Origin of the sequence: Streptomyces sp. NPDC056628 (assembly GCF_042792555.1) — a bacterium.
Classification (GTDB): Bacteria; Actinomycetota; Actinomycetes; order Streptomycetales; family Streptomycetaceae; genus Streptomyces.
Genome location: NZ_JBHTWG010000038.1, coordinates 1 through 26533, shown reverse-complemented (window position 1 = coordinate 26533; position 26533 = coordinate 1). Strand labels below are relative to the sequence as shown.

Here is a 26533-nt window from a genome sequence, read left to right as displayed (position 1 = left end):
CGGGTTTTTTTGTGGGTGCGGTCCGGTTCGCCGCGGTTTTTGTCGGCGCGCCCCGCGGGGGCGCCCCCCCCCCACGCCGAAGAGGGCGCCCGTCAGCGGTGAAGGTCGTACCGGTCGAGGTTCATCACCTTGTCCCACGCGGACGTGAAGTCACGGACGAACTTCTCGTCGGCGTCCCGGGAGGCGTACACCTCGCTGAGGGCGCGCAGTTGGGAGTGCGAGCCGAACACGAGGTCGGCGGCCGTCGCGGTCCACTTGACGTCGCCCGTGACGCGGTCGCGGCCCTCGTACACGTTCTCCGCCGAGGTGGACGTGGCCCACTCCGTGCCCATGTCGAGGAGGTTCACGAAGAAGTCGTTGGTCAGCGTCCCGGACCGGTCCGTGAGGACGCCGTGCCGGGCGCCCTTGAATCCGGTGGTCAGGGCGCGCATGCCGCCGATCAGGACGGTCATCTCCGGGGCGGTGAGGGTGAGCAGGTTCGCGCGGTCCAGAAGAAGCGTCTCCGGGGAGAGCTTCTCCCCGGCTCGCAGGTAGTTGCGGAACCCGTCGGCCGCGGGTTCCAGGACGGCGAAGGCGTTCACGTCCGTCTGTTCCTGTGTGGCGTCCGTACGCCCCGGCGCGAAGGGGACGGTGAGGTCGTGCCCGGCGTCGGCCGCGGCCTTCTCGATGGCGGCGCTGCCGCCCAGGACGATGAGATCGGCGAGGGAGATCCGTGTGCCGCCGGTCTGGGAGCTGTTGAAGTCCTGCTGGATCTGCTCGAGCCTGCGGACCGTCTCGGTGATCTCGGGGACGTCGTTGAGCTCCCAGTCCTTCTGCGGCGCGAGCCGGATGCGTGCTCCGTTGGCGCCGCCGCGCTTGTCGGTGCCGCGGAAGCTGGCGGCCGAGGCCCAGGCGGTGGTCACGAGCTGGGAGACGGACAGGCCCGAGTCGAGGACGGTGCGCTTGAGGGCGGCGATGTCCGCCTCCCCGACCAGGTCATGGTCGACGTCGGGCACCGGGTCCTGCCACAGCTGCGGCTCGGGGATCCAGGGACCGAGGTAGCGCGAGCGGGGACCCATGTCGCGGTGCAGCAGCTTGAACCACGCCTTGGCGAAGGCGAGCGCGTACTCCTCCGGGTTCTCGTGGAAGCGCTTGGAGATCGGCCCGTAGACCGGGTCCAGCTTCAGCGCGAGGTCCGTGGTCAGCATGATGGGCGCGTGCCGCTTCGACGGGTCGTGGGCGTCGGGCACCGTGTCCCGGGCGGCCGGGTCGGTGGGCGTCCACTGGTGGGCGCCGGCCGGGCTCCTCGTCAGCTCCCAGTCGTAGCGGAAGAGGTTGTCGAAGAAGCCGTTGTCCCACTTGGTCGGCTCGTACGTCCACGCTCCCTCGAGACCGCTGGTGAGCGCGTCCGAGCCCTTGCCCGTGCCGTAGGTGTTCCGCCAGCCCAGGCCCTGCTGCTCGATGGGGGCACCCTCGGGCTCCGGACCGATGTAGCTCGGGTCGACCGCGCCGTGACACTTGCCGAACGTGTGACCGCCCGCGATGAGCGCGACCGTCTCCTCGTCGTTCATCGCCATCCGCCCGAACGTCTCACGGACGTCCCGGGCGGCGGCCATCGGGTCGGGGGTGCCGTTGGGGCCCTCCGGGTTGACGTAGATCAGCCCCATCTGGACAGCGCCGAACGGACCGGTGAGCTCGCGGTCCCCGCTGTAGCGCTCGTCGCCGAGCCAGGTGTCCTCCGGGCCCCAGAAGATCTCCTCGGGCTCCCACACGTCCTCCCGCCCGAAGGCGAACCCGTACGTCCTGAACCCCATGGACTCCATGGCGCAGTTCCCGGCGAACACCAGGAGGTCGGCCCAGGAGATCTTCCTCCCGTACTTCTGCTTGACCGGCCACAGCAGGCGGCGCGCCTTGTCCAGGCTCACGTTGTCCGGCCAGCTGTTCAGCGGGGCGAACCGCTGCGCCCCCATGCCGCCGCCGCCCCGGCCGTCCGCGATCCGGTACGTGCCCGCCGAGTGCCAGCTCATCCGGATGAAGAGCGGACCGTAGTGCCCGTAGTCGGCCGGCCACCAGTCCTGCGACGTCGTCATCACCTCGAACACGTCCCGCTTCAGCGCCTCGACGTCGAGGGAGGCGAACTCCTCGGCGTAGTCGAAGTCGGGGTCCATCGGATTCGAACGCGGCGAGTGCTGATGGAGGACCTGGAGGTCCAGCTGGTTCGGCCACCAGTCCTGGTTCGTCCGGGGCCGGGGGGTGGGCTTCGGGGTGGGGGAGGGGATTGCCGGGTTCTCGCTCTCACTGGCGGGCATGTAGGCGTCCTGCTTCCTGGTCTGTTGTATCCCTTTTTTCCGATTCTGCTCCTGACGTTGGGTGCTTTGGCCGCGCCGGGCAATCCGACACGCACGCAGGGGGCGCCATGGCGCCCGCAGGAGGGAAGCCCGGGTGCGCCGCCGCGCCTACGGCCGAGTGGCGTCGATGCGCCCGAGGAGCGTCGCGGCCTCGACGGTGCGGTGGTGCCCCGGACCGAAGGACGCCAGACAGGCGTCGTGGGCGACCACGGCCCGGCGACGGGCGTCGGAGGTGCGCCCCAGCCCCAACAGGGCGTTACCCACGGCCAGTTCAACGGCGCCCGTGTCCGGGTGACGCTGGTCCGCGGGCAGCGCGTGGTACAGCTCGTCGGCGCCCTGGGCCACGGCGAGGGCCTCTTCGTGGCGGGCCTGGCCATTGAGGCTGCGCGCCAGCCCGAGCCGCAGGACCAGGGCCGCCCGGTCCCGTGCGGCGTGGGCGGCGAGGGCCTCGCGGGCGTGCGTCTCGGCCTCCTTGTGGCGACCCTGCGCGTTGAGCGCGAAGACCAGTCCATTGCGGGCGGCCGCTGCCAGGAAGGCCATGTCGGGGCCGGTGCCGCGCGCCGCCGCCTCGGCGACCGCCGCGCACTCCGCCTCGCACTCGGCGTACCGATCGAGCGAGACCATCTGCTGGGCGCGGTCCGAGCGCAGTTTGAGAGTCAGCCAGTGATCGGCCCCGAACAACCCGCTGAAGACGGGCAGTGCCTCGTCGTAGGTGGCGAGTGCTTCGGCGTGCCGGCCCTGGGCGCCTGCCGCGAGCGCGGCGATGTTCAGCGCCACGGCCGTGTACTCGTCCTCGCGCGGCCGCGACCGGGCCACGGCACGGGCCTCGGCCTCCGCCTCGGCGTAACGCCCGGCCTCGTAGAGCGCTTTGGCCTCGGAGACCGGGGTTCCCTTCATACGCTCGGCGTCACTTCGGCCGCGTCGGAAGAATCGCATGCCCGGAAGCGTACGCATCCCGCACGGGTCGCTCGGCGACGGGGCGGGGAGAGGCGGCGGGTCCCGCACGGTACTGGGCCGGCGGGGTCCTTGAGCGCTCCGGTCCGGTGCCCTGTCCGGTGAAGGGGACGACGTACGGCACCGTCGCCCGGCTTCCCCGCGCCGCACCCTGCACTCTTTCGAGGTCTGCGGGCGGCCGCGGCCCCGGGTCTCCAGGACCGGCTGGACCTCCCACCGACGACGCGGGATCTCGCCCGGCTGCGCCACGTCCCGGCCGCAGGTCACCGGAGCCACCACCGCGGTCCCCGAGCCTGGCACGAGGCGACGGACCGAGCAGTGCGTCAGCCGCTGACGGAGGGAAAGCCGACGGCGCTCACGTGGGCCATCGCCTTGCTCGTCACCCGGTAGCGGTCGTTGGGGACGTCAGGGGACGTGGTCACGTGCACGGCCAGAGGGCCCGCCCACTCGTAGCCGCGGCGTGCGCCGTACTGGGCCAGCTTGTCGGTGAGGACCTGCCCCACCCGGGCGCACTGGCCGCCGAGTTCGGTGTGGACGTGCTCGGCGAGCTCCACGTCGTAGGCGTTGGGGACCACGACCCGGTTCTCACTGCACACGACCGCCTGACGGTCGCACTCGCGCTGCAGCGCGGCCACCAGCTCGACCGGCTCCTTGGGGAACCACCGCTCCCACAGCCGCCCGCCGACCCGTTCCAGCGCCTGTTCCCATCCCGTGAGGTTGCTCATCCGCACGCCCCTCCTCTGTCCCGTCGTCACGGCCTTGCGTCACGCCATGGAAAGGCGGGTGCCCAGAACGCCGACTTCATTGCTTCGGAGCTCCCGCTTTCTCGCATCCCCTCGGGTAAACGCGCGTGTTCGTTCTAGGAGCCGGCCACCGTGGGGTAGTCCGTGTAGCCCTTCACTCCACCGCCGTAGTACGTGTCGCGGTCGCCGTCGGCGAGGGGGTGGCCGTGGGCGAAGCGGTCGACGAGGTCGGGGTTGGCGATGAAGGGCGCGCCGAACGACACCGCGTCCGCCAACTGCCGTTCGAGCAGTTCGTTCCCGGTGGCTTGCGTGAAGCCGAGGTTGGCGATGACGGCGCCGCGGTAGTGGCTGCGTAAGCGGGTGAACGCCGTGAACGTGTCGTCGGTGTCCGCGTCGGGCGCCGGGCCGACGAGGTGGAGATAGGCCAGGTCGCTGTCGCCGAGGCGCTTCAGGAGCAGGTCGTAGTCTGCCAGCACGTCGGCGTCCGCGGTGAAGGCCGGTCCGCCGTTCCAGTACGGGGAGAGCTTGACCCCGACACGCTCGCCGCCCCACACGTCGCTGACGGCGTCCACGACGTCGAGGAGGAACTGGGCGCGCTTCTCACTGGTGCCTCCGTAGGCGTCGGTGCGCTGGTTGAGCCGGGGGTTGAGGAACTGGGCCACGAGATGGGAACCCTGCGCGTGGATCTCCAGGCCGTCGAACCCGGCGCGCAGGGCGTTGGCGGCTGCCTGCCGGTAGCCGCGGATGGTGTCCGCGATCTCGGCGCCGGTCAGGGCCCGGGGCGTGACGGTGTCCTTCGGGCCGTCCGGGGTGAAGGCCATCTCCTCGGGGTTGACCGCCGACGGGCCGGCGGGGAGGCGGCCGCCGTGGTGGTCCGGGTGCGAGACGGCACCGAGGTGCCCGATCTGGGAGACGATCCTGCCTCCCGCCGCGTGCACGGACTCGGTGACCTCGGCCCAGGCGGCGGTCTGTTCGTCGGTGTAGATGCCGGGGACGTGGATGAAGCCGATCGCGTCAGGGCTGACCCAGGTCCCCTCACTGATGATCAGGCCGGCGCTTGCGCGCTGTGCGTAGTACTCGGCGTGCAGATCGGTGGGGGCCAGTTCGGCGTTGGTGGCGCGGGCGCGGGTCATGGGAGCCATGACGACCCGGTTGGGCGGTTCGAGCGCGCCCAGCCGGACGGGGCGCAGGAGGGGCTGGGTGTCGGGTGCCGTGGTCTGGTCGGACATGAGCGTCTCTTTCGTGAGGTGAGGTGCTCCTCGCGGACGCGAGGAGGACGTGTGGACGAGCAGGAGGGGTGGGTTCAGTCCTGCTTGAGGACGTGGAGGCCGGACAGGGGGCCGCCGAGCTGGATGAGACGTCCTCCTTCGCGCAGGCTTCCGAGGTCGACGGGGGCGAATCCGAACGCGGACGTCAGGCCGATCACGGTGTTCTTGGCGTCGGCGTCGTCGCCGGCGAGGAACAGCACCTGCCGCCCGGCCGCATGGCGGGGGTCGGGCGCGATGTACCGCGCGAAGAGGGAGTTGAAGGCCTTCACCACGCGTGCGCCAGGGAGCAGGGAGGCCACGTACTCGCTCCCGGTGAGATCGCCCAGGTCGGCGATCCGCAGCTGCGGGGGAGGGGACGCGAACTGGTTGGTGGCGTCGATGACGACGGTCCCGTCCAGACGGGGGAGCCGGGCGGCGACGTCGGGGATCTGCGGCCAGCCGACGGCGAGGACGACGAGATCCGCGGCGGCGGCCTCCGCGGGCGTCGCGGCTGACGCGAGCGCGCCGAGATCCTTGACCAGGGGCGCCAGGGAGTCGGGCCCGCGGCTGTTGCTGAGCACGACCTCGTGACCGAGCCGGATCGCGTGCCGCGCGATGGCCTGGGCGATGGTTCCGGCTCCGAGCATGCCGATCCTCATCGGACGGCCTCCCGCCCGGTGCCGGCCGATCGCGGTGAGGTGAGCAGGACGGTCCCGCTCTTGCCCGGGCGACGGGCGTGCTCGACGGCCGTCTTGAAGTCGGCGAGGTCGTAGCGGGCCGCCACCTCGAACAGATCCGGTGTGCTCTGCGCCAGATCCACGGCGAAGGCGATGTCCTGGGCGCGCTCCTCCGGGGTGCGGTGGGTCCAGTGCCACACCGTCACGCCCTGGACCGTCAGTCCCCGCTGGCCGAGGGGCAGGTGCTCCAGGGTCGTGGTGCCGGGGCCGAGCCGGCCGTAGGTGATCAGGGTGCCGCCGTCGGCGAGCAGTGCGACGAGATCCTGGGTCATGGCGCCGCCGACACAGTCGAGGACGACCTGGACGTCCTGGCCGCCGGTCAGGTGACGGACCTGCTCCCGCCAGTCCCCGTCGCTGGTCGTGATCACCGGCAGCGTGGGATACAGGCTCCGCAGCGTGCGGGCGCCGGACGCGCTGCGCACGAGGTTGACCAACGGCAGGTCGTGCCGGACGGCGGCCGCGCTGACGAGCCGGCCGATGGAGGAACCGGCGGCCGTCTGGAGGACGGGCCCCTTGCGCTGTCCCAGGGCGTGCTCCACCGCCCGGTACAGCATGAGCAGGGTCAGCGGGTTGACCAGCATCAGGGCCGCGGTCTCGTCACTGACGCCCTCCGGCACCGGAACGGCGCGCTCGGCGGCGACGACGACGAAGTCGGCCCAGGTGCCCGGTGCCGGGAAGACCGCGACGCGTCGACCGGGTCGCAGCGTCCGTACGTCCGGCCCGACGCTCTCGACGACGCCCATGCCCTCCACGCCGGGAGTCCGGACCTCCGGCCGCCGCTGCTCCGGTAGCCCCGGCAGGCCCTCCACGCCGATCAGATCGCCCGGATGGACCGGCCGGACCAGCAGGCGGACGAGGACCTGCCCGGCGCCGTGACGGGGCGGCGGATCGGGGTCCTCCCTCAACGTGAGTACCTGTGCGGGGTCCCCTTGGCGGGTGTGCACGAGGGTGCGCATGGTTCCTCCCAGCCCTTTTAATGACGAGTATCATTAAAGCAATGATGAGAGGTAACCTTGAAAAGGTCAAACACAGTAGGCGAGGGAGGGCGGACATGCCGCGGATCACCAAGGAAGAGAAGGCCAGGAATCGGCAGAACATCGTGGAGGCGGCCGGGCGCATGTTCCGCGCGCAGGGCATCGACGCCGTCGGGATCGCCGACCTCATGAAGGAAGCGGGCCTGACGCACGGCGGCTTCTACAACCACTTCGCGTCCAAGGACGACCTGGCCGCCGAGGTGTGCAACGCCTCGTTCGCGACGTCCCTGGGCGTGTTGGCGCAGGCCGTCGAGGACGGGGAGGCTCCCGCCGGCTCACCGCTGCGACGGGTGGTGGACGACTACCTCTCGGCCGAGCACCGCGACGCCCAGGACGGCGGCTGCCCGTCCGCTTCTCTGGTGATCGACGCCGGACGCCACGACGAGACCATCCAGCGTTCGTACGCCGCAGGCGTGGAGGGCTACCTGACCGGCTTCGCCGCGGAACTCGCCCGTGAGCGCGACGGGGAACTCGCTCCGCAGGAGGCCCGCGACCAGGCGGTGCTGCTGCTCAGCCGGCTCGTCGGCGCGATGGTGCTCGCCCGCGCCGTACGCGACGTCGAGCCCGCCCTGTCCGACGAGATCCTGCGGACGTGCCGCGCGCACGCGCTCGACTGAGGGCCGCCGGACGGAGAACCCGGGGTCAACTCCGAGCGGCCTGAGTGTCGTTGTCCTGCGCACTCCGCGCGTACGGCACCACCACGATCTGCACGTCGTCCTCGTAGACGACACGTCCCGGATCGGCGGACCGCAGAACCTGACAGTCGACGCCGTGCGCGGACAGGATCTCCAGGTAGCCCGGAACGCGAGCGAGGAGATGCGTGGCCGACGGCTTGAACCACGCCGCGGCGCCGGGATTCACGTTGTCGTCGTAGACGCTGGGGTCGACGGTCGAAGGGTCGGTGTACGCGGCGTCGTACCAACGGTTGTTGCGACGCCGGAAGGCCTCCTGCTCCTCCGACAGCCTGCCCTCCCGCGCGAGGTTGTTCACGAGCCCGAAGACCCCGGTGAACCGACCTCGGTTGTTGCGATGCGGCGACTGGAACCGCAGGTAATGAACGCCCTCGCTGTCGCTGATCCCCATCGGCACATCCTCGCACCGCCCCGAACGGCGGCGGCACGCTCCCGGCCGTTGATCCGGCTCCCCTTGGCGAGGCCGTGAGGAACTTCTGCCTGAGTACGGTGCAGGGCGGGTCAGTGTCAGGGCAGCGTCGCAAAATGACATGCCGCAGCCCGTTGCGCCTCCTTACGCTGCCGGCATGGACAGCACCTGGGCGGAGGGCCTCGTCAACGTCGTGGACGTCGAAGCGACGTGTTGGGCTGGTTCCCAGCCGCGTGGCGAGGTCAGCGAGATCATCGAGATCGGGCTGACTGTCATCGACCTGGACGCCGGTGAGCGCCTCGCCCGGCACCGGATCCTGGTGAGGCCCGCCCGGTCCACGGTCAGCGAGTTCTGCACGGAGCTGACCGGCCTCACTCAACAGGAGGTCGATCAGGGGGTCACATTCGCCGAGGCGTGCCGGCTACTGGCGGCCGAGCACCACGCGGGCGCCCGGCCGTGGGTCAGTTGGGGCGACTACGACCGCCACCAGTTCACACGGCAGTGTCAGGCCACGCGCACGCCCTACCCTTTCGGCCGCCGTCACACCAACGCCAAGGCCGTCTTCACCGAGGCATATGGTCTGCGGAAACGCCCCGGCATGGCACAGGCCCTGAAGATCGCCGGGCGGCGACTCGAAGGCCGTCACCACCGGGGCGAGGACGACGCCTGGAACATCGCGGCCCTCGTGCTTCACCTCTCTGAACGGGGGGTCTGGCCAGCCCCGGTGGAACACCCCGTCTGACGTACCCGCCCGGCTTGAAGGGCATCCGCACAGGCCCTGTCACTCCAGGTCAGCGGCGCTCCTTCCTCGATCGGTCTGCACGCGTCTCGTGAGCCCCGAAGGGTCCGCCGACTTTGGAGTGCATGCGGTGGTCCGTCCGCCCGGCGGCGGCAGGGTCTGTGCGTTCAGCACGGTCATGTCGGAGGCCGTGTTGCTTGATCACGGTCGGGTCGGGAGGCCGGGATGGGTTGGTCGCGGGCGGAACAGACCGACCGGTGACATCCCGCCGGGGCGGACCCGAGCGGCCCGCCGCGCGGCATCCCGCCGGGGCGGAGGCCTTCTTCTTCGGCGCGTGCATCGGCAGTCTCTTCGCCCCCGAGGAGGACGGAGGCGGGGCCGGGGGAGCGGCGCATGCCTTCCTGCGCCTGTGTGAACGGGCGCACGTGCCCGTCGCCGTGCCGGACGGACTCGGTGTCCTGTGCTGCGGCACGCCCTGGCAATCCAAGGGATGCACCGGCGGCCACCGGACCATGGCGGCGCGCACGCTGGACGTCCTGTGGATCACCCAAGAAGTCTTGACGCACCTCCGGGACTGAAAATATGTTTCATGTCATCGGAACATAGTGAAAGAAAGTTTCGACCCTGTCTTTCCTGTCGTACAGGCCAGCCGAACCGCTCCCGTCACGTGTGACGGAAATGTGCCGACATCACCCAAGCCCCTGAAACGCCCGAACCCACAGGAGCCGTGAACGCTCATGTCCACCCAAGACGCCGGCGGCGGTGACGCCCTGCTGCGTGACCAGCTGGCCACCCTGGCCACGGAGGCGTACCGGCCCGAGTTGGCGGACATCGACCGCCGCAGCACGCTGGACATCGCCCGCCACATGAACGCCGAGGACGCCATCGTCAGCGCGGCGGTCGCGGACCGGCTCCCCGAGATCGCCGCCGCGATCGACGGCATGGCCGAGCGGATGTCCCGTGGCGGACGGCTCGTCTACGCCGGAGCGGGCACCGCCGGGCGGCTCGGTGTGCTGGACGCCTCCGAGTGCCCGCCCACCTTCAGCACCGACCCCTCCCAGGTCGTCGGCCTCATCGCGGGCGGCCCCTCCGCCATGGTCACCGCCGTCGAAGGTGCCGAGGACTCCGAGGAGGGCGCCCGTCAGGACCTCGACGCGCTGAAGCTGACCGCCGACGACGTGGTGGTCGGCATCTCCGCCTCCGGCCGCACCCCGTACGCCGTCGAGGCCGTCCGCCACGCCCGCTCCCTCGGCGCCCTCACCGTCGGACTGTCCTGCAACGCCGGCAGCGCGCTCGCGGCGGCCGCCGACCACGGCATCGAGGTCGTCGTCGGACCGGAGATCCTGACCGGCTCGACCCGGCTCAAGGCGGGCACCGCGCAGAAGCTGGTGCTCAACATGTTCTCCACCATCACCATGATCAGACTCGGCAAGACCTACGGGAACCTGATGGTCGACCTGCGCGCCTCCAACGAGAAGCTGCGGGCGCGCGCCCACCGGATCGTGGGCCTCGCGACCGACGCCTCCGACGAGGCCGTCTCCGCCGCGCTCGCCGCCACCGGCGGCGACGTCAAGAACGCGATCCTCCTCCTGCTCGGCGGTGTCGACGCGCCGACCGCCGAGCGACTTCTCCGCAACGCCCACGGACACCTTCGCAGCGCCCTGGAAACCGCGGCCGCCTGACGCACCAGCCCTTACTCACAGCAAGGCCGATCTCATGGCGAACGAGAACAAGTACCGCGACACCGCGGCCGCCATCCTGCCCCTCGTCGGAGGAGCACGGAACGTGGCGTCGGTGGCCCACTGCATGACCCGGCTCCGGCTGGGCCTGCACGACCGGACCCTCGTGCGGGAGGAACAGCTCAAGGCGCTGCCCTCGGTGATGGGCGTCGTCGAGGACGACACCTACCAGATCGTGCTCGGCCCAGGCACCGTCGCCCGCGTCACCCCCGAGTTCGAGACCCTCGTCGAGGAGGAGCGCGCCGCCGCTCCCCACGCTCCCCAGGCGGCGGCCCCCGCCGGCGGCCCGGCCCCCGAGGCCGTGACCGCCGAGGACCTCGCCGCCCAGGGCGCCGCCCTGCGTGCCGAGCGCAAAGCGCGCAACGCCACCCCCTTCAAGCTGCTGCTGCGCCGCATCGCGAACATCTTCGTGCCGCTGATCCCCGCGCTCATCGGCTGCGGCATCATCGCCGGCCTGAACGGCCTGCTCGTCAACCTCGGCTGGCTTCCCGGCATCACCCCCGCGCTGGCCGCGACGGCCTCCGGGTTCATGGCGCTGATCGCCGTGTTCGTCGGCTACAACACGGCGCAGGAGTTCGGCGGCACACCGATCCTCGGCGGCGCGGTCGCCGCGATCATCGTCTACGCGGGCGTCGCCAACGTGGAGGCGTTCGGCCAGCACCTCTCCCCGGGCCAGGGCGGCGTCCTGGGCGCCCTCGGCGCGGCATGGCTCGCCGTGCAGATCGAGAAGTGGTGCCGCCGCTGGGTGCCTGTCTCCATCGACGTCCTCGTCACGCCCACCATCACCGTGCTGGTGTCCGGTCTCGTCACCCTCTTCGGGCTGATGTTCCTCGCCGGTGAGGTCTCCACGAAGATCGGCGAGGCCGCGAACTGGCTGCTGTCGCACGGCGGCGCCGGGGCCGGTCTGATCCTCGGCGGCCTGTTCCTGCCGCTGGTCATGCTCGGCCTGCACCAGGCGCTCATCCCGATCCACACGACCCTCATCGAGCAGCAGGGCTACACCGTGCTGCTCCCCATCCTCGCGATGGCCGGCGCGGGCCAGGTCGGTGCCGCGATCGCCGTCTACTTCCGCCTGCACCGCAACACCTCCATCCGCCGGACCATCAAGTCGGCCCTGTGGCCGGGCTTCCTCGGCGTGGGCGAGCCGCTGATCTACGGCGTGTCGCTGCCGCTGGGCCGCCCCTTCATCACCGCCTGCACCGGCGGCGCCCTCGGCGGCGCGTTCATCGGGCTGTTCAACCAGCTGGGCACCGACGTCGGGTCCACCGCGATCGGCCCGTCGGGCTGGGCGCTCTTCCCGCTGCTCGACGGCGACCACGGACTTGGCCAGACCGTCGCCGTCTACGCGGGCGGCCTGGTCGTCGGCTACATCGGCGGCTTCCTCGCCACGTACTACTTCGGCTTCACCAAGACGATGCTCACCGAACTCAACGTGACCCCCGCAGCGTCCGCACCGTCCGCGCCCTCCGCACCGGACACCGCGACAGCGGCGAACCCGGCGGCGGCCAGCGCCGAGGACCGGGCGACGGCACCGGCCGGAGTCCCGTCCCGCTGACACGCCGGAGCCGACAGCAACCGACCGTGGGGCGGTACACCGTTCAGCCGAACGGGGGACCGCCCCACAGCGCGTGCTGATCGCGTCCTCGAGTCCTCGTGTCCTCGAAAGCGGCGAGCGTGCATCTCGCCTTACGGGGGACACGAGGCGGTATGGCAAGAAGAGTCGGAAACAGCACGTCGGCGCGGGCGAGGACGGACACGGCGGCACCCGGAGGGACACGGGAGGGCACGGCGCTCAAGCGCGCCCTGACCACCCCGCTGCTCTACTTCTTCATCCTGGGCGACGTCCTCGGCGCCGGGGTGTACGTCCTGGTAGGGCAGGTCGCCGCCGACGCCGGGGGAGCCGTCTGGGTGCCGCTCGTCGTCGCCCTGCTGCTGGCCCTGCTGACCGCCGCCTCCTACGCCGAGCTGGCGACGAAGTATCCGAGGGCGGGCGGAGCCTCCCACTACGCGACCCGCGCCTTCGGGCCGTTCGCCGGATTCGTCGCGGGCTTCTGCATGCTGGCCGCCGGCGTGGTCTCCGTAGCCGCCCTCGCCCGGGGCTTCGGCGGCGACTACCTCTCGGCCTTCGTGACGCTGCCCGTGGGCCTGGTGGCCGTCCTGTTCCTGGCCCTCCTCGCCCTGATCAACGCACGCGGCATCAAGGAGTCCACCCGCGCCAACGTCGTCGCCACCCTCATCGAGGTGGCCGGACTGATGGTCGTCATCGTCCTCGGCGCGTGGCTGCTGCTGCGCGGCGACGGCGACGTCGGCCGCCTCACCCAGCTGGGCACAGCCGAGCAGGGCGCCGCGGCGGCCGTACTGAGCGGGTCCGTGCTGGCCTACTACTCCTTCGTCGGGTTCGAGACCTCGGTGAACGTCGCCGAGGAGACCCGCGACCCCCGGCGCTCCTACCCCCGCGCCCTGTTCGGCGCCCTTGCCACCGCAGGTGCCGTCTACGTGCTGGTGGGCCTGGCCGCGTCCGCGGCGGTCCCGACCACGCGGCTGGCCGAGTCGAGCGGCCCGCTGCTGGAGGTCGTCAAGGAAGCGGGCGGCGTCCCCGAACGCCTGTTCAGTGCCATCGCGCTCGTCGCCGTCGCCAACGGCGCGCTGCTGACCGGCATCATGTCGTCCCGCCTCACCTACGGCATGGCGAAGGACGGCCTCCTCCCCTCCGCGCTGACCAAGGTGCTGCCCGGCCGCCGGACCCCGTGGGCCGCGATCGCGGTCACCACCGTGCTGGCGATGCTGCTCGCCCTCACCGGAAGCGTCGCCACCCTGGCCTCGACCCTGGTCCTGCTCCTGCTGATCGTCTTCCTCATGGTCAACACGGCTGTCCTCGTCCTGCGCCGCGACGAGGGTGAGGCCGACCACTTCCGCACCCCGACGGTCCTGCCGGTGCTGGGCATCGCGTCGTGCGTCCTGCTGGCCACGCAGATCGAGGGCGCGGTGTGGCTGCGTGGACTCACCATCGTGGCCGTCGGGGCACTGCTCGGTGCGGTGGCCACCGCGCGGCGTAAGAGGGGTGCGCTTGGTGACGGCCGGCAGGGGGGACAGACGGCCGCCGCTGAGACCGACCCGAGCGGCGCCCCGGACCAGAATCGGCCGCATGAGCACACGTGAACCACCGGAGATGACCCCCGACGGGCACTTCGTCGTCGTCGACGGAAGAAGATGGCGGGCCACCGACCCGTCCCTCCCCGAGGACATCGGCGCACGCCTGCGGCGTCACCTCATGTCCGCCCGCCGCGCGGTGCGCTCGGCGACGACGGCGAGCGATGCGAAGGCAGAAGGGGAGGCACGGGCCCGCGTGCAGCGGGCCAAGGTCGCGCTCGGGGAACGGGGCACCCCCTGGTGGGAACAGTCCGACGACGAGCGGCGACGGCGCTGGGAGGACGGGCTGGCGGACCTCGACGGGGAGACGCGGGACTGAGTCAGGTCGACGGTGCGGGGCCGCTCGTCGCGGAGGCGCTGGGCGGAACGGTGAGGAAGGGGCACGTGGCGGCCACGAGCACCCCCGAGCCGGCCGGGCGCGAGGAGGTCATGCGCCACGGCCCGGGGCAGGTCGAGCGCGTCGGCCCGGTGCAGCGGGTATCGCAGGACAGCGCCGGCGGTGACTGTCGGTACGGAACCGAGCACCGGTGCGTGAACACAGACCGGGCCCATTCGCCGCGCCAGCTCGGTCGCCTCCGTGGGGGTGTGCGTGCGGATCCCACCGGTGACGGCGATGCGACGAGCTGCCCTGTCCCTTGGTCCCTGTGGGGAGGGGCTACTGGGCGGGGTCGGGAACGGCGGGCGCGAGCGGGGACGCGTCCAGCAGGACGGCCGCGGCGGCGCGGGCGGTCGTGGCGGCGGAGGGGTCGCGGTCCATCTTCGCGGACTGCCCGGCACCGTCGTACAGCAGAAGGAACTGGCGGGCGACGGTGTCGGGGTCGGCGTACCCGGCGGCTGCGGCCAGATCGCCGAACAGACCGCGCAGCCAGGCGCGGTAACCGTCGGCGATCTTACGGACAGCGCTGTCCTCGGCGGCCTCGGAGGTGGCCCGGGCGAAGGAGCAGCCGTTGTATCCCGGCTCGGTGAACGCTTCACCGAGTGCGTCGAAGACGCCGAGCAGTTGCTCGCGCGGAGTGCGGAAACGCGTCAGGGTGCGGGTGATGCGGTCCTTCCGGCGCTCGAAGCGGAGCTCCAGGTAGGCGCAGACCAGGCCTTCCTTGCTCCCGAAGGTGTTGTACAGGGACGCCTTGGCCACACCGGCGTGCTCGATCACCCGGTCGATGCCGACGGTCTGCACGCCTTCGCCGTAGAAGAGCTCGTCGGCCGCCGTGAGGAGACGCTCACGCGCGGACTCGCGGGTCGAGGTCCTGGCAGCCATGACGCCCACCTTTCTCTAGACAGACTTGTTCATTATAGACCCGGCGGGGTCGGTGACGCCTCGGGCATCCGAGCCGACAGCCGCTCCCCCTTGCCCCGGCAGCCGCTGCGCACGAGCCCGGCGAGGGCGGCGAGCGCCGGCACGAGGGTGATGCCCTACTCCTTGGACGTCGCGATCAAGCCGTCGGCGTGCACGACCAGCCCCCGGCGATGACGGCTGGGAAACTCAGGCCGACGTGGCACACGACGTACAGCAGGGAGGGGCGGGATTTGCGGCGGGGGCCGCGTGTGCCGGGTACGCGAGGGACATCCCCGGAGAAGACAGAGCTGTCTGGCGTCTGCGATGAGAGCCGATAAGAGTCAGGCATGGTCGGTGCGCTGCGCGTCGTAGTCAGAGGTGCCGCCGACTCGTCGACGGGTACAGGAGCAGCCGAGGGCGACCGCCTTGAACAGGGACGGCACGCATCCGCCACAGGTCTGCCCGGGCGAGGTCACGAGGTGAGGAACCCGGCCTCGCTCAGCACCGTCCGGCCCTGGGGGGACTTCACGAGCTCGACGAACGCCTTCGCCGTCCCGGGGTTCCTGGACTCCTTGAGCAGGGTGATCGGGTAGTCGTTGACGGCGTCGGCGGACTCGGGGAACTCCACGCCCTCCACCTTGTCACCCGCGGCCTTCACGTCGGTCTTGTAGACGACAGCCGCGTCGGCTTCCCTCAGAGCGACCTTGTTGAGGGCGGACTTGACGTCCTGCTCCCAAGAGACGGGGGTGAGCTTCAGCTTGCCGGCGTCGAGGGCCTTCTGTGTGGCGGCACCGCACGGCACCGTCGTGTCGCACAGCACGACCTTCATGCCCGAGCCGGTGAGGTCCTTGAGTGAGTCGACCTTGTCGGGGTTGCCCGGCAGGGTGGCGATCTCCAACTGATTGCGCACGAAGGTGGTCGGGGAGCCGCTGTTGGCCCCCGCGTCGGTGACGATCTTCATCGTCTTGGGGCTGGCGGAGGCGAACACGTCCGCCGGGGCTCCGCCGGTGATGCTCGCGGCCAGGGCGTCGCTGCCGCCGAAGTTGAACGTGACCTTCGTGCCGGGATGCTCCTTCTCGAACGTCTCGCCCAGTTTCTCGAAGCTCTCCTTCAGCGAGGCCGCCGCGAAGACGGTCACCTCACCGGAGGGCTTGCCCGAGGCGGACGCCGACGAGGGGGAGTGGTCGGAGGAGCAGGCGCTCAGACCCAGCAGGGCGGCGGCGCTCACGCCGGTCACCCTCAGCGTCCGACGGGTCCGGCGCACGGAACGGGTCACCACGGGTCCACTCCTCAGGTCCTCGACGGGCACAGCCGCGGCCTCGCGACCCGCTGGATGCGCATGCGTCGACGATAATGCCGCACATGCCAGCCAAAAGCATCTGTGGCATCGCATGAGCCGGTACAGCCCTGCGGGCGCATGGCATGTGCGATCTTACGGGTCCACCGTGGAGCCTCGTGTGCGACGCCCTCTCGACGGCACCGCGCGGGCTGACCGCGAGGAAACAGCCCCTGACACGGCAGGTGCTGCCGTTGGTGACACGAGAGCGGGCACCGTGGCGGACGAGTTCGAATATGCGTTGTCCTGGCCGTCGTTGGGGGCACAAGATGACGCGCATGACTCTGCCCACTCCTGTCCTGCGCACCGAGCGCCTGAGGCTGCGTCCCTTCACCGGCGCCGACGCGGACTCCCTCTTCGCGCTGCACAGCAGCTCCCACGTGCTGCGCTACTGGGACTCCCCGCCATGGACCGACCCGGCCCGCGCCCAGCGGTTCCTCGCGGTCTGCCGGACGATGGAGGACGAAGGCACCGGGGCGCGGGTGGCCATCGACCGTCTCTCCGACGGGGCGTTCGCCGGCTGGTGCGGCCTGTCCGACTGGAACCCGGAGTACCGCAGCGCCTCGCTGGGCTACGTCCTCGGCGACGCGATGTGGGGTCACGGTTACGCGACGGAGGCCGTACGCGCTCTGCTCCGGTGGGCGTTCGACTCCCTGGACCTGAATCGCGTCCAGGCCGAGGCCGACACGCGCAACGAGGCGTCGGCCCGGGTCCTCGAGAAGCTGGGATTCGTCCGTGAGGGGACGTTGCGAGAGGACTGCGTCGTGAACGGCGTCGTGTCCGACTCGTGGGTGTACGGGCTGCTCAAGCGGGACTGGCCGCCGTCGGATGTGCACGGAGCAAGCTGAGGGACGGGACTACGGGACTACGGGACCACGGGACCACGGGACTGGGGTGCCTGGGAGAGTTCGCCGTACCCGCGTGGCACGACGTACCGCCGCCACGGCCGGCGATCAGGCCACGTGAGACGACTCGGGTCAGGAGGCCCTGGCGGCCTGCTCGATCTTCGCCCAGTGGGCAGCCCTGGCTTCCTCGTCGACTTCCTGCTCGTACTGGGCGCGCAACCCGGTCCGCCCGTCGAGCCCCTCGCTCAGGATGTCGGCGTGCCCGGTGTGCCGTCGGTCTCCCCGAGGACGTGGAGCATGACGGCGGACAGGGTCGTGTTGGGAAGGGGTTCCGGCCACCACGGCATGTGGCCGGGAGCGAGGGGAAGCTCGTTGATGATCGCGTCCGCGTGTTCCCACGTACGCCGGTAGAACCCGACGATCTGGTCGCGGGTCTCGTCCTCGGCCGCCCAGTGATCGCTGCCGTCGGAGTCCCGCCACCGGGGCAGCGGTTCCGGGGAAGGCCGGGCGAAGACCTCGCCGGAATACCTGGCCTCGACGGTGGCCACGTGTTTGACCAGGCCGAGGAGGTTGGTCCCGGCGGTGTCAGTGCGTTGTGGCAAACCGGATCTCGTTCGAAGCGGTGCGGGTGATCATTCGGACAGGGATGCCGGTGTGGTGGTGGGCATGAAGAAACGGGCCCCTTGGTAGTGACATGGTGCGGTGCCGGCACGGCTGCTCAAGCACTGCCGCCCGGCACCGTGGCGCGGGGGGCGGCAGCGGGGTTCGCGTCAGGAAGGGGTGTGCTCAGGCGCCTTGCGACGGCCAGTTCGTCGTTGATCACGGACTCGGCGCGCTCGCAGATGCCGGAGGAAGGCCGCCCCGAGGTCTACCGACGGGCGGGGCCGCCGTCGACCGGGATCCGGTAGAGCACGTAGGGCTTGCGCCGAAGATCGACGCCGGCGTTGTATGCGGGCTGCCGGTTCAGCTGATTGACCATCACGTACAGGTTCCGGTCGTAGCCGATCGACAAGGTGTCCGGCCAGATCAGCCGGTTGTCGTGGACCAGGGTGCGGAATCGCCCGTCGGTGTCGCGGAAGACGAGCGCGTTGTGCTCGATGTCGCCTCCGTACACGCGGCCCGCGTTGTCCGTTTCCAGCCCGTCGGACATCCCTTTCGTGCCGAGATTGCGAACGGTCTTCGCGATCTTGGAATCCGCTACCCGGCGGTCGGTCAGACCGCTCGTCGGCACGGAGTACAAGGTGCGGCTGGACAGGGGGCAGTAGTAGAGGGTCTTGCCATCCGGGCTCAGGGCGATGCCGTCCACCCCGATGTTGATGGGGCTGGTGCGACCGTGTGCCGGCCGATTGAGCATTCGCTTCCCGTCGATGACGGGAACGAAGTCGGGCACCGGGCGTACCGAGGGCACGTTGTTCAGTCGGCGCCAGGATGTCCCGGACGCCAGATCCACGACGATCAGCCCGTTGGGGCCGTCCGAGGAGGCGTCCGTGAGGTAGGCGGTGCCCGCCTTGCCTCGGGTGAGGTCGAGTCGCACATCGTTCACGAAACTACGGGGGCCGGCGACCTGACGGGGCAGCAGGATGGTCCGGATGACCTTGTTGGTGCGCAGGTCTATGGCGACGAGTTTGGGCCCGCCCACTGGTGCGTTGCCGAACTTGATGCGCCCGGTGTCCACGACCCACAGCCGGTCGGCGGCGTCGACGACGACGCTCTGCACCCCCAGGAAGTGATGCGCGGGGTCGCGTGTGTCGGCGGTGTTGATCTCGCGGTTCGGGTAGGAGAGGGTTTTCCCATTGCGCACTTCGGCGACCGAGTACTGCACCTTGTCGCCCCAGTGGGGGAAGTTCACGAACACCCGGCCGGTGCGCGAGACGCTCACTCCTGTGGGCATAGCCCCGTTGAATTCCGCGAAAGGCTGCAGGCGTTGCTTGTTCTGCGCGGGCGTGCCGGGAGGTTCCCTCGAATCGCCCTGCGAGCTCACCAGGGATGTCTGGGTAGCGCAACCCCCGATACAGAGGGTCGCCAGCAGTGCGACGACGCCGCGGCTCGATACCTTTCTCCCAGTCACGTCCTGCTCCTGTTCCGAAATAAGGAACGAGAATTTCGGGGCAATTGATCCGTCTGTTCTTTTGCGGCCGTGGGAGCCATACAAACCTATGACCGATGAACGGGGATCGCAACCAGGAACATGTCTCCGCCGACCGGCGGAGACATGCATGCAAACACGCTCTCCACAGGTTCCGGCACTCTCCGGAGCTTGTGCAATCGAGTGCTGACGCGCAGTCGTATCCGGGGTAAAAGCTTCACTCCTTCTGTTGATCGAGGAGGGTGCGATGCCGTCGGTGCTGGGGTTGATGGAACGGCGTGAGGCGCGGGCGAGCCAGGATCTGGAGTCCTGGACGGAGGTTCTGGAGCAGGCTCAGGCGGAGGTGGATGCCGCGCGGGAGGGGGTCGAGCGGGCCCGGGTGGGGCGTGAGGGGATCGTGTCGGTGCTGGCGGAGGAGAATCCGGTGAATGCGCCGGTTTCCGTGCCGTCTGGTGGTGAGACGGCTGCCGCCGTGGGAGCGGGCGGCTTGGGGCGGGGCATGGCGAGCGGCCGCCGGTTGATCCACGGGTTGCCGGCCACTCGGCGTCGTGTGTCCGTCACTCGCGGGCACACGTGAAACTGGCCGCGCTGTCAGGGTCACCGGCCCGGTACTTCGGCCAGCCCGGGTACTCACACAGAGGGCGTGCCCTGTCGTCGTTCGCATCGGTGACGACCTGCGCGACGGGTTCCCTGTCCTGCTCGGTCCAGCGCTGGACGGCGGTGAGCGAGTCCCACGCGGCAGCGAAGGCGGGGCTGCCGAAGTTCGCGTGATTGGCGCCCGGCACGAGGTAGTACCGCATGAACTCCCGTGTCCTGCGTGGCCCCACCGTGTCGGCCACCCGCTCGTAGTAGTCGTTCGTCGCGCGGTGCGAGACCAGTTCGTCCGCCGCTCCGTGGAGGAGCAGGAGCTTGCCGCCCGCTCGGGCGAAGGGGGAGAGGTCCGGGTCGTTGATGTCCTGCAGCTCGGACAGCCGGCTGATGCGGTTGAGCCACTTGCCGGGACGCGCCGGGTCGACGGTCAGGGAGTCACGGCCGGGGTCCCTGGTGAGGACGTACCTCACCCACTGGTCCCAGTACTGCATGCCGTATCCGCTGGTGAGCGGCATCGGATGGGCGGGCGCCGTCGTGCCGAACCCCAGGACCGGGGTTCTCATGTCGGCGCCGGAGAGGAAGGGGAAGCCGGGGTAGCCGCGCTCGCCGCTGGCGACCCGGTACGGCCACTTCCACGGCAACGAGATGGCCCGGACCGCGGCGATCTGGCGGTCCGAGAGGCAGGAGGGGCCCGTGTCGGCGCCATCCGGGCAGCGCAGGGTGGCCGGATCGAACCGGCAGGCGTCCGGGTGCGAGACGACCCGGTCGGTCAGTCCGTCCAGTCGGTCGCACGCGCGCATCACGCTCTCGTGGAGCAGTGTCTGCTTCTCGGGTCCGGGGAACGCCCCGGGCTGTGCCAGCACCTGCGTGGCGTGGCCCAGATAGAGCGCTTCGGCGAGGTTGTTCCAGGCGGGGTAGGCGGAGATCACGCCGTCCATGGCGGTGGGCCACCGCTGGACCATCGCCAGCGCCTCCCGGCCACCGGTGGATCCGCCCGCGAAGTACGTGTACCGGGGCTTCGCGCCGTAGAACGCGCGGATCAGGAACTGGGCGGCGTCGTGCGTCTTCTTGAGCGCGTCACCGGCGGCGAAGTTCCGCAGCGCTTCGTCGTTGACGGCGAAGGACCCGTCGAGCGAGAGGATGGGGTGCTTGGCCGGGTCCGCCTGGTGCCCGGAGTCACTGGCGTACGTCGCGTAGCCGCGCGCCAGTGGCGCGGTCCCGTCCTTCGGGGCGAACGGCACGTCGGCCCGGACGTCGGGAACGGTGCCGTTGTAGCCGCCACCCCCGAACATCAGGGATCTGCGGTTCCAGTCGAGGGGGAGCGCGACGCGCAGGGTGATGTCGGGTGCGGAGCGGTCGACGGGGGAGAGGGCCGCGTCGACCCGGCAGTAGGTGAGGCCGACTCCGCTGACGGTCTCCGTCACCGGGGACGAGGCGTGGACGCGGCCGCCGCGCGTGGGCAGGGAGATGACAGCCGCTGGAACGGCCGTCCCGGTCAGCGCCGCGCACCGCGCCTCCGCGCTCCTGGAGGCGGCGCCCCGGTCCGTGGCCTCGGACGGACGCGCCTGTGCGGGGACGGCCAGGAGGGCGCCGGCCGTGGCCAGTGCGATCCCCGTCAGCGTCCTGGGGTTCATTCGGATTCCTTCCACCGGAGGGAGGCGTCGGGCTCACCGGCCGGGAGACCCTGGGCCGGGTACGAGGGCCGTGAAGGTGTCGTCATCGGCTCGGTTCGGGCATGCGCTGGGCGCGCAGTTCCGAACGCCGGACCTTGCCCGCCGCGTCCCGCAGGGAGTCGTGGACCAGTTCGATCGACTTGGGCAGCTTGTGCCGTGACAGCCGGCCGTCGAGAAAGGCGTGGATGTCGCCCTCGGTGACGTCGGCCCGGTGTGGCGTGTGGACGATGGCGTGGAGCCGGTTGCCGGTGTCGGGGTCGGGCAGGCCGATGACGACGGCGGTCAGGACGTGCTCGTGTTCGACCAGGGCCGCCTCGATCTCGGCGGGATACACGTTGACGCCTCCGACGGTGATCATGTCCGAGCGGCGGTCGTGCAGGTACAGGTAGCCGTCGGCGTCGAACCGTCCCATGTCGCCGAGTGACGACCAGCCGTCGCGCGTGGTGGCTTCGGAGCCGATATAGCGGTAGGTCGCGGGCGTCCCCGGAGTGACCCGCATATAGATCTCGCCGGAGACGCCGGGTTCGGTGATCTCGACCCCGTCGGGGTCCAGCAGCTTGATTTGTCCCCATGTCGCTTTGCCGATGGAGCCCACGTGCCGGAGCCACTCGTCGCCGCGAAGGGTGCAACCGGCTTCCGCTTCCGTGCCGCCGTACAGCTCCCAGACCCGCTCGGGGCCCAGCCACTCGATCCAGGTCCGCTTCAGCCAGACGGGGCAGGGTTCCGCGCAGTGCCATACGGAACGCAGCGAGGCGAGCGAGTACCGGTCGCGCACTTCGTCCGGGAGCGCGGTGATGCGGCGCATCATCGTGGGGACCAGATACACCCACGTCACCGCGTGCTCGTCGATCGCGGCCAGCGTCCGCTCCGCGTCGAACCTGGTCAGCAAGGTCACCGAGCCGCCGCGGAAGATCGTCGTCAGGGCGGTGACGAACGGGGCGTTGTGGTGGAGCGGAGCCGTGATCAGCGCCTGCTCCCCGGCGCCGATCCCCCACATGTCCGAGTCGAACGCGGAGGCGACCGCCGGCCTGCCGGACAGGATGATCTTCGGGCGGCCGGTCGATCCCCCGGAGGTCGGGGCCTTCCACGACGTCGCCATCGCCGGTTCGAGGTCGTCGTCGCTCCGCCCGGCTGCCAGGTCCCCGACCGTCAGCGCCCTCGTACGGTCGACGGGCGCACCGTCCGGCTCGGTGACCACCACGGCGGGGTCGCCCAGTTCGAGGATGGCGTCGAGTTCGGCCGGCCTCATCCGCGGTGACAGGACCTGCGGGGTGGCGCCGGCCTTGTAGCAGGCGAACACGGCGAGCACGAGGTCGGTCGAGTTGGGCAGTACCAGGGTCACGATCCGTCCGGTGGCCGCTCCGGCGTCCAGCAGCCCGCGCGCGACGCGGTTGCTGCCCCGGTGCAGTTCCTCCCAGGTCAGTGTCTCGGTGCCAGCGCGCACCACCACGGTGTCCCCGGCCTCGGCGGCGAAGGCGCCGGGGATTTCGGACAGAGGGAATCCCTCTGCGGGCAGGAACGTCACGCCAGTACCTCCGGGTCGCGCTCGACGGTGGACGGTGCGCTCCCGGCGGCCGTGCGGTCCTCTCGTCGTAGAGCCCAGCGCAGGGCGACCGCGAGTGCGCCCGCGACGAGGGACGCGACGATCACGATGGGGAATCCGGAGGTGGGGTCGCCGGAGTCCGACTCGGCCAGACCGAACAGGTACGGGCCCACGAAACCGCCGGTCAAGCCGACCGTGTTGATGAAAGCCAGTCCGGCGGCGGCCACGATCCCCGTCATCCGGGCCATGGCGACCGACCAGAAGACGGGCAGGGTGCCGAACAGCAGCATCGCCATGACGCCGATCAGCACGATGCGCACGGCGGGTGAGGAGACCGCCAGGAAGACCGCCGCGACCAGGGCGGGGGCCACCGCCAGGACGCCGATGGTCAGGGACTCGCGGGGGAAGCGGCGGTAGAGCGCCGGTATCACCAGCACGCCGATCGTTCCGCCGATGCCCGTCACTCCGCTGAGCAGGCCGACCAGGAAGGAGCCGCTCACGTCCAGCGACTCGATGATCGACGGCACGTTGAACGTCACCCCGTTCATCGTGAGCTGGTTCAGGAGGTAGATGACGCCGATGAGCAGGATGAACGGCCGTCCGAACGCCTGCCCCACATTGCCCTTCAAGCTGTGCCCGCCGCTGCCCCGACCATCCTGTCCGGTGTGTTCGGCCCGCTCGCTCAGTAGGGCCGCCTCCTCCGGGGCGAGCCACTTCGCGTCGGCCGGTACCTCGGGCAGGAAGGCCATCACGACCAGCCCTATGGCCATCGTGATCAGGCCCTCGATGAGGAACATCCACTGCCAGCCGTGGAATCCGGCGACGTCGTCGAGTTCCATCAGAGCGCCCCCGAGCGGCCCGCCCAGGAGCAGACCGAGGGTGGGCGCGAGGTAGATGAAGCCGATCGCGGTGGCCCGGTCCTTCTGCGCGAACCATCGCGTCATCATGAACATCATCGCGGGGTAGAGGCCCGCTTCGGCGGCACCGAGGGCGATGCGGCCGATGTAGAAGGTGACGTCGTCGGCGATGAACATCATGAGGGACGTGACCGCGCCCCAGGACAGGGCGATCCGGGCGATCCAGCGCCGGGGGCCCACGCGGTACATGACGAGGTTGCTGGGCACCTCGAACAGGGCGTACGTCAGGAAGAAGAGACCGGCGCCCAGGCCGAACGCGGCCGCGCTGATGCCCACGTCCGCCTGCAAGTGGGTCTTGGCCAGGGCGATGTTGGTGCGGTCGACGTAGGACATGAAGTAGGTGAGGCAGAGGAGCGGCAGCAGCCGCAGCATCACTTTGCGGGTCGCGACGGCGTGCGGACCGCCGACAGCAGGAATCGACATGCTGGTCACTCCCAGGAGGCCGGGCTCGGGGACGGGGATGCGTGCGCGGTCGACGGGCCGGCCGACCGTCGGATCGTCGTCGGTGCGCAGTGACAGCCGACTGCGTCGTGCAGGACAACGAGGCGCTGTGGGGCGACAGTAGAGCGCCGCACGGCCGACCTGAGATGGAACGTACGTACACCGCTGACGCGGTGATGGTGTATGAATTCACCACCTGAGGCGTGAGTGGTGGCAGCGATGGAACAGACCGATTCCGGCACGGCCGGTCCCGTGGGCGACGGCGAACTGACCTCCTACCGGCTCCGTCGCGAGCGGGAGCTGAGCAGCCTGTACCAGACGGCCCGGTCCCTGACGGCGCTGGGCGAGGTCGACGAGGTGCTGCGGTCCATCGTCCGGCACGCCCATGAACTCATCGGCAGTGACTTCGTCTATCTGTCGTTGCTGGACGCGGAGGGCTACCTCACGCTCAAGGCGTCCGCCGGCACGATCTCCTCGGAGTTCTCGTCCGCGCGCGTCCCTCCGGGGCGGGGCCTGGGCGGGCGCGTGCTGGAGCACAAAGCCCCCTTCTGGGTGAGCGACTACCGCCGGGCGCAGGCCCTGCCGCACGACCCCACCTTCGACCTGCTCGTGCCCCGCGAAGGGCTCACGGCGCTGCTGGGCGTACCGCTGCTCGTGGGGGAGGAGGCCATCGGCGCGCTCTTCGCCGCCGACCGCAGCGAACGGCCCTTCGAGAAGGACGAGGTGGCGCTCTTCAGCGCCTTCGCCAGCCATGCCGCGGTGGCGCTCAACAACGCGCGGCTCTACGAGCAGACCCGGGTCTCGCTCCGGCGCCTCGAGGACGCGTACAGGACGATCGAGGAGCAGGTCTCGACGCTGGAGCGGGCCGCCGCCGTGCACGAGGCGCTGACCCACGTGGTGCTGACCGGCGGCGGACCGGGCGACATCGCCCAGCTCCTGGTGGAACAGCTCCAGGGCACCGTCACCATCCAGGACCGGGACGACAGGGTCCTGGCGGTCCGGCCCCATGGAGAACCGGCGGAGGACGGCGCGGAGGAGCTGGGGCGCCGGCTGCGCGAGGAGGCGCGCACCACCGGGCGGTGCGCCTCGGCGCAAGGCCAGGACGGCACCTTCCGCAGCGTGATCGCCGTGCGGGCCGGTGGGAGTCACTTCGGTTTCCTGTCCCTGGCACGCCGGGCCGCCCCGGAAGCGGCGGAGGTGCGGATGCTCGAACGCTCCGCCCAGATCATGGGGTTGCTGATCCTCATGCGGGACGCGCGGGTCGAGGCGGAGGAACGGGTGCGCGGGGAACTGCTCATGGAGCTGATGTCCCCGGCGCCCCTGCACCCCGCCCAGCGCGACAGGGCTCTGGCCCGCGGGGTCGACGTCGACCATCTGGACACCCTCGTCGTGGTCGAGTGCACCGGACGGTCGGCCGCCGACATCGTCCGGCAGCTCAAGCCCCTTTCCTCCTCGTGGTCGGGACTGGCGGGCGAGTACCTCGGCCGGGCGACGATGCTGCTGCGCGCCGGCGACGAGAACGACCTGGCCGGTACCCTGCACCACTCCCTGCGCCGAGCTCTCGGCGCGCCCGCGCTGGTGGTCTGCGACCGGATCACGGGCCAGGAACGGTCCCGCTCCCACGCGCTGGCACTGCGCTGCCTGAAGGTCATGCGCGCGCTCGGCGAGACCGACCGCGGGGTCAGTACACGGCAGTACGCGATGTACGCGCTCGTCTTCGACCCCGACCGCGCCGACGACCTGGACCGCTTCCTCACCGACAGCCTCGGCCCGCTCCTGGAGTACGACCGCCGGCGGTCCACCTGCCTGGTGGCGACGGCGGCGGCGTACTTCGCCCACTCGGGGAACCTGAGTCAGACGGCCCGCGCCCTCCACGTGCACCTGAACACCCTGCTGAAACGACTGGACAGGATCGGTGTCCTGCTGGGCGAGGACTGGCGCTCGGCGGACTCGGCACTAAGAGGCCATCTCATTTGGTGAGCCTGCGGTAGCAGATGAGGGTGCAGGCGATGCTGGTGAAGGCGAGGAAGTGCTCGGCTTTGCGCTCGTAGCGA

General features: G+C 70.5%; 23 protein-coding genes and 1 pseudogene. 10 read left to right on the top strand and 14 right to left on the bottom strand.

The features are described from left to right. Positions 1-92: 92 nt before the first annotated feature. The 6 genes from katG to ACFRAC_RS30900 form a co-directional block, all read right to left on the bottom strand. The gene (gene katG, locus ACFRAC_RS30925; protein WP_382935526.1) at positions 93-2288 is read right to left on the bottom strand and encodes a catalase/peroxidase HPI; all 2196 of its coding nucleotides are present in this window, start codon (positions 2286-2288) and stop codon (positions 93-95) included. Positions 2289-2435: 147 nt separating this feature from the next. Continuing rightward, the gene (locus tag ACFRAC_RS30920) at positions 2436-3224 is read right to left on the bottom strand and encodes a tetratricopeptide repeat protein (protein ID WP_382935523.1); all 789 of its coding nucleotides are present in this window, start codon (positions 3222-3224) and stop codon (positions 2436-2438) included. Between the two features lie 380 nt (positions 3225-3604). Continuing rightward, positions 3605-4006, bottom strand: coding sequence for a DUF3662 domain-containing protein (locus tag ACFRAC_RS30915; protein ID WP_382935520.1), 402 nt, complete (start codon positions 4004-4006; stop codon positions 3605-3607). Positions 4007-4140: 134 nt separating this feature from the next. Then, positions 4141-5253, bottom strand: a complete 1113-nt coding sequence (locus tag ACFRAC_RS30910; RefSeq protein ID WP_382935517.1) for an alkene reductase — start codon at positions 5251-5253, stop codon at positions 4141-4143. Between the two features lie 74 nt (positions 5254-5327). Further along, entirely contained in the window at positions 5328-5918 is a 591-nt protein-coding gene (locus tag ACFRAC_RS30905) for an NADPH-dependent F420 reductase (RefSeq protein ID WP_382935513.1), read from the bottom strand. An 8-nt stretch (positions 5919-5926) separates the two neighbouring features. Next, entirely contained in the window at positions 5927-6964 is a 1038-nt protein-coding gene (locus tag ACFRAC_RS30900; RefSeq protein WP_382935511.1) for a zinc-binding dehydrogenase, read from the bottom strand. A 95-nt stretch (positions 6965-7059) separates the two neighbouring features. On the opposite strand from ACFRAC_RS30900, the gene ACFRAC_RS30895 reads away from it, so the two are divergent. Then, entirely contained in the window at positions 7060-7659 is a 600-nt protein-coding gene (locus ACFRAC_RS30895; protein ID WP_382935509.1) for a TetR/AcrR family transcriptional regulator, read from the top strand. A gap of 25 nt (positions 7660-7684) precedes the next feature. Here the strand turns inward: ACFRAC_RS30895 and ACFRAC_RS30890 are convergent, their stop codons facing one another. Next, complete coding sequence (locus ACFRAC_RS30890) at positions 7685-8125, bottom strand: hypothetical protein (protein WP_382935506.1); 441 nt, start codon at positions 8123-8125, stop codon at positions 7685-7687. A gap of 175 nt (positions 8126-8300) precedes the next feature. Here ACFRAC_RS30890 and ACFRAC_RS30885 point away from each other — a divergent pair, with 175 nt between their 5' ends. The 6 genes from ACFRAC_RS30885 (at position 8301) to ACFRAC_RS30860 (ending at position 14090) form a co-directional block, all read left to right on the top strand. Beyond that, a complete protein-coding gene (locus ACFRAC_RS30885) occupies positions 8301-8885 on the top strand; it encodes an exonuclease domain-containing protein (protein ID WP_382935503.1) in 585 nt (194 codons plus the stop codon). A gap of 254 nt (positions 8886-9139) precedes the next feature. Further along, positions 9140-9460, top strand: a complete 321-nt coding sequence (locus tag ACFRAC_RS30880) for a hypothetical protein (RefSeq protein ID WP_382935501.1) — start codon at positions 9140-9142, stop codon at positions 9458-9460. 159 nt (positions 9461-9619) lie between these two features. After that, complete coding sequence (murQ, locus tag ACFRAC_RS30875) at positions 9620-10564, top strand: N-acetylmuramic acid 6-phosphate etherase (RefSeq protein WP_382935499.1); 945 nt, start codon at positions 9620-9622, stop codon at positions 10562-10564. A 34-nt stretch (positions 10565-10598) separates the two neighbouring features. After that, positions 10599-12176, top strand: coding sequence for a PTS transporter subunit EIIC (locus ACFRAC_RS30870; protein ID WP_382935497.1), 1578 nt, complete (start codon positions 10599-10601; stop codon positions 12174-12176). Positions 12177-12328: 152 nt separating this feature from the next. Next, positions 12329-13780 carry an APC family permease gene (locus ACFRAC_RS30865; RefSeq protein ID WP_382935495.1) on the top strand — a complete coding sequence of 484 codons (1452 nt, stop codon included), beginning with the start codon at positions 12329-12331 and terminating at the stop codon, positions 13778-13780. Beyond that, positions 13767-14090 (top strand): hypothetical protein, encoded by a 324-nt coding sequence (locus tag ACFRAC_RS30860; protein WP_382935493.1) that lies wholly within the window; start codon positions 13767-13769, stop codon positions 14088-14090. The genes ACFRAC_RS30865 and ACFRAC_RS30860 overlap by 14 nt, the downstream gene beginning before the upstream one ends. A 336-nt stretch (positions 14091-14426) precedes the next feature. On the opposite strand, the gene ACFRAC_RS30855 is transcribed toward ACFRAC_RS30860, so the two are convergent. Together ACFRAC_RS30855 and modA are read right to left on the bottom strand one after the other, a co-directional pair. Then, the gene (locus ACFRAC_RS30855; protein WP_382935490.1) at positions 14427-15029 is read right to left on the bottom strand and encodes a TetR/AcrR family transcriptional regulator; all 603 of its coding nucleotides are present in this window, start codon (positions 15027-15029) and stop codon (positions 14427-14429) included. Positions 15030-15519: 490 nt separating this feature from the next. Further along, positions 15520-16323 (bottom strand): molybdate ABC transporter substrate-binding protein, encoded by an 804-nt coding sequence (gene modA / locus ACFRAC_RS30850; protein WP_382935629.1) that lies wholly within the window; start codon positions 16321-16323, stop codon positions 15520-15522. 338 nt (positions 16324-16661) lie between these two features. On the opposite strand from modA, the gene ACFRAC_RS30845 reads away from it, so the two are divergent. Then, positions 16662-17231, top strand: coding sequence for a GNAT family N-acetyltransferase (locus tag ACFRAC_RS30845; protein WP_382935487.1), 570 nt, complete (start codon positions 16662-16664; stop codon positions 17229-17231). A 129-nt stretch (positions 17232-17360) separates the two neighbouring features. On the opposite strand, the pseudogene ACFRAC_RS30840 reads toward ACFRAC_RS30845, so the two are convergent. Beyond that, positions 17361-17806: pseudogene (locus tag ACFRAC_RS30840) on the bottom strand (DinB family protein); the annotation flags it as partial. Between the two features lie 290 nt (positions 17807-18096). Then, complete coding sequence (locus ACFRAC_RS30835) at positions 18097-19209, bottom strand: L-dopachrome tautomerase-related protein (RefSeq protein ID WP_382935483.1); 1113 nt, start codon at positions 19207-19209, stop codon at positions 18097-18099. A gap of 352 nt (positions 19210-19561) precedes the next feature. Here ACFRAC_RS30835 and ACFRAC_RS30830 point away from each other — a divergent pair, with 352 nt between their 5' ends. Then, positions 19562-19891 (top strand): hypothetical protein, encoded by a 330-nt coding sequence (locus ACFRAC_RS30830; RefSeq protein WP_382935480.1) that lies wholly within the window; start codon positions 19562-19564, stop codon positions 19889-19891. On the opposite strand, the gene ACFRAC_RS30825 is transcribed toward ACFRAC_RS30830, so the two are convergent. From ACFRAC_RS30825 to ACFRAC_RS30815, 3 genes are all read right to left on the bottom strand, one after another. Next, complete coding sequence (locus ACFRAC_RS30825; RefSeq protein ID WP_382935477.1) at positions 19872-21539, bottom strand: tannase/feruloyl esterase family alpha/beta hydrolase; 1668 nt, start codon at positions 21537-21539, stop codon at positions 19872-19874. The genes ACFRAC_RS30830 and ACFRAC_RS30825 overlap by 20 nt on opposite strands. An 82-nt stretch (positions 21540-21621) precedes the next feature. Beyond that, positions 21622-23103, bottom strand: a complete 1482-nt coding sequence (locus tag ACFRAC_RS30820) for an AMP-binding protein (protein WP_382935474.1) — start codon at positions 23101-23103, stop codon at positions 21622-21624. After that, positions 23100-24461: an MFS transporter gene (locus ACFRAC_RS30815; RefSeq protein ID WP_382935471.1), complete on the bottom strand. Its 1362-nt coding sequence runs from the start codon at positions 24459-24461 to the stop codon at positions 23100-23102. The genes ACFRAC_RS30820 and ACFRAC_RS30815 overlap by 4 nt, the downstream gene beginning before the upstream one ends. A 237-nt stretch (positions 24462-24698) precedes the next feature. On the opposite strand from ACFRAC_RS30815, the gene ACFRAC_RS30810 reads away from it, so the two are divergent. Beyond that, positions 24699-26459 (top strand): helix-turn-helix domain-containing protein, encoded by a 1761-nt coding sequence (locus tag ACFRAC_RS30810; protein ID WP_382935468.1) that lies wholly within the window; start codon positions 24699-24701, stop codon positions 26457-26459. Positions 26460-26533: the final 74 nt, after the last annotated feature.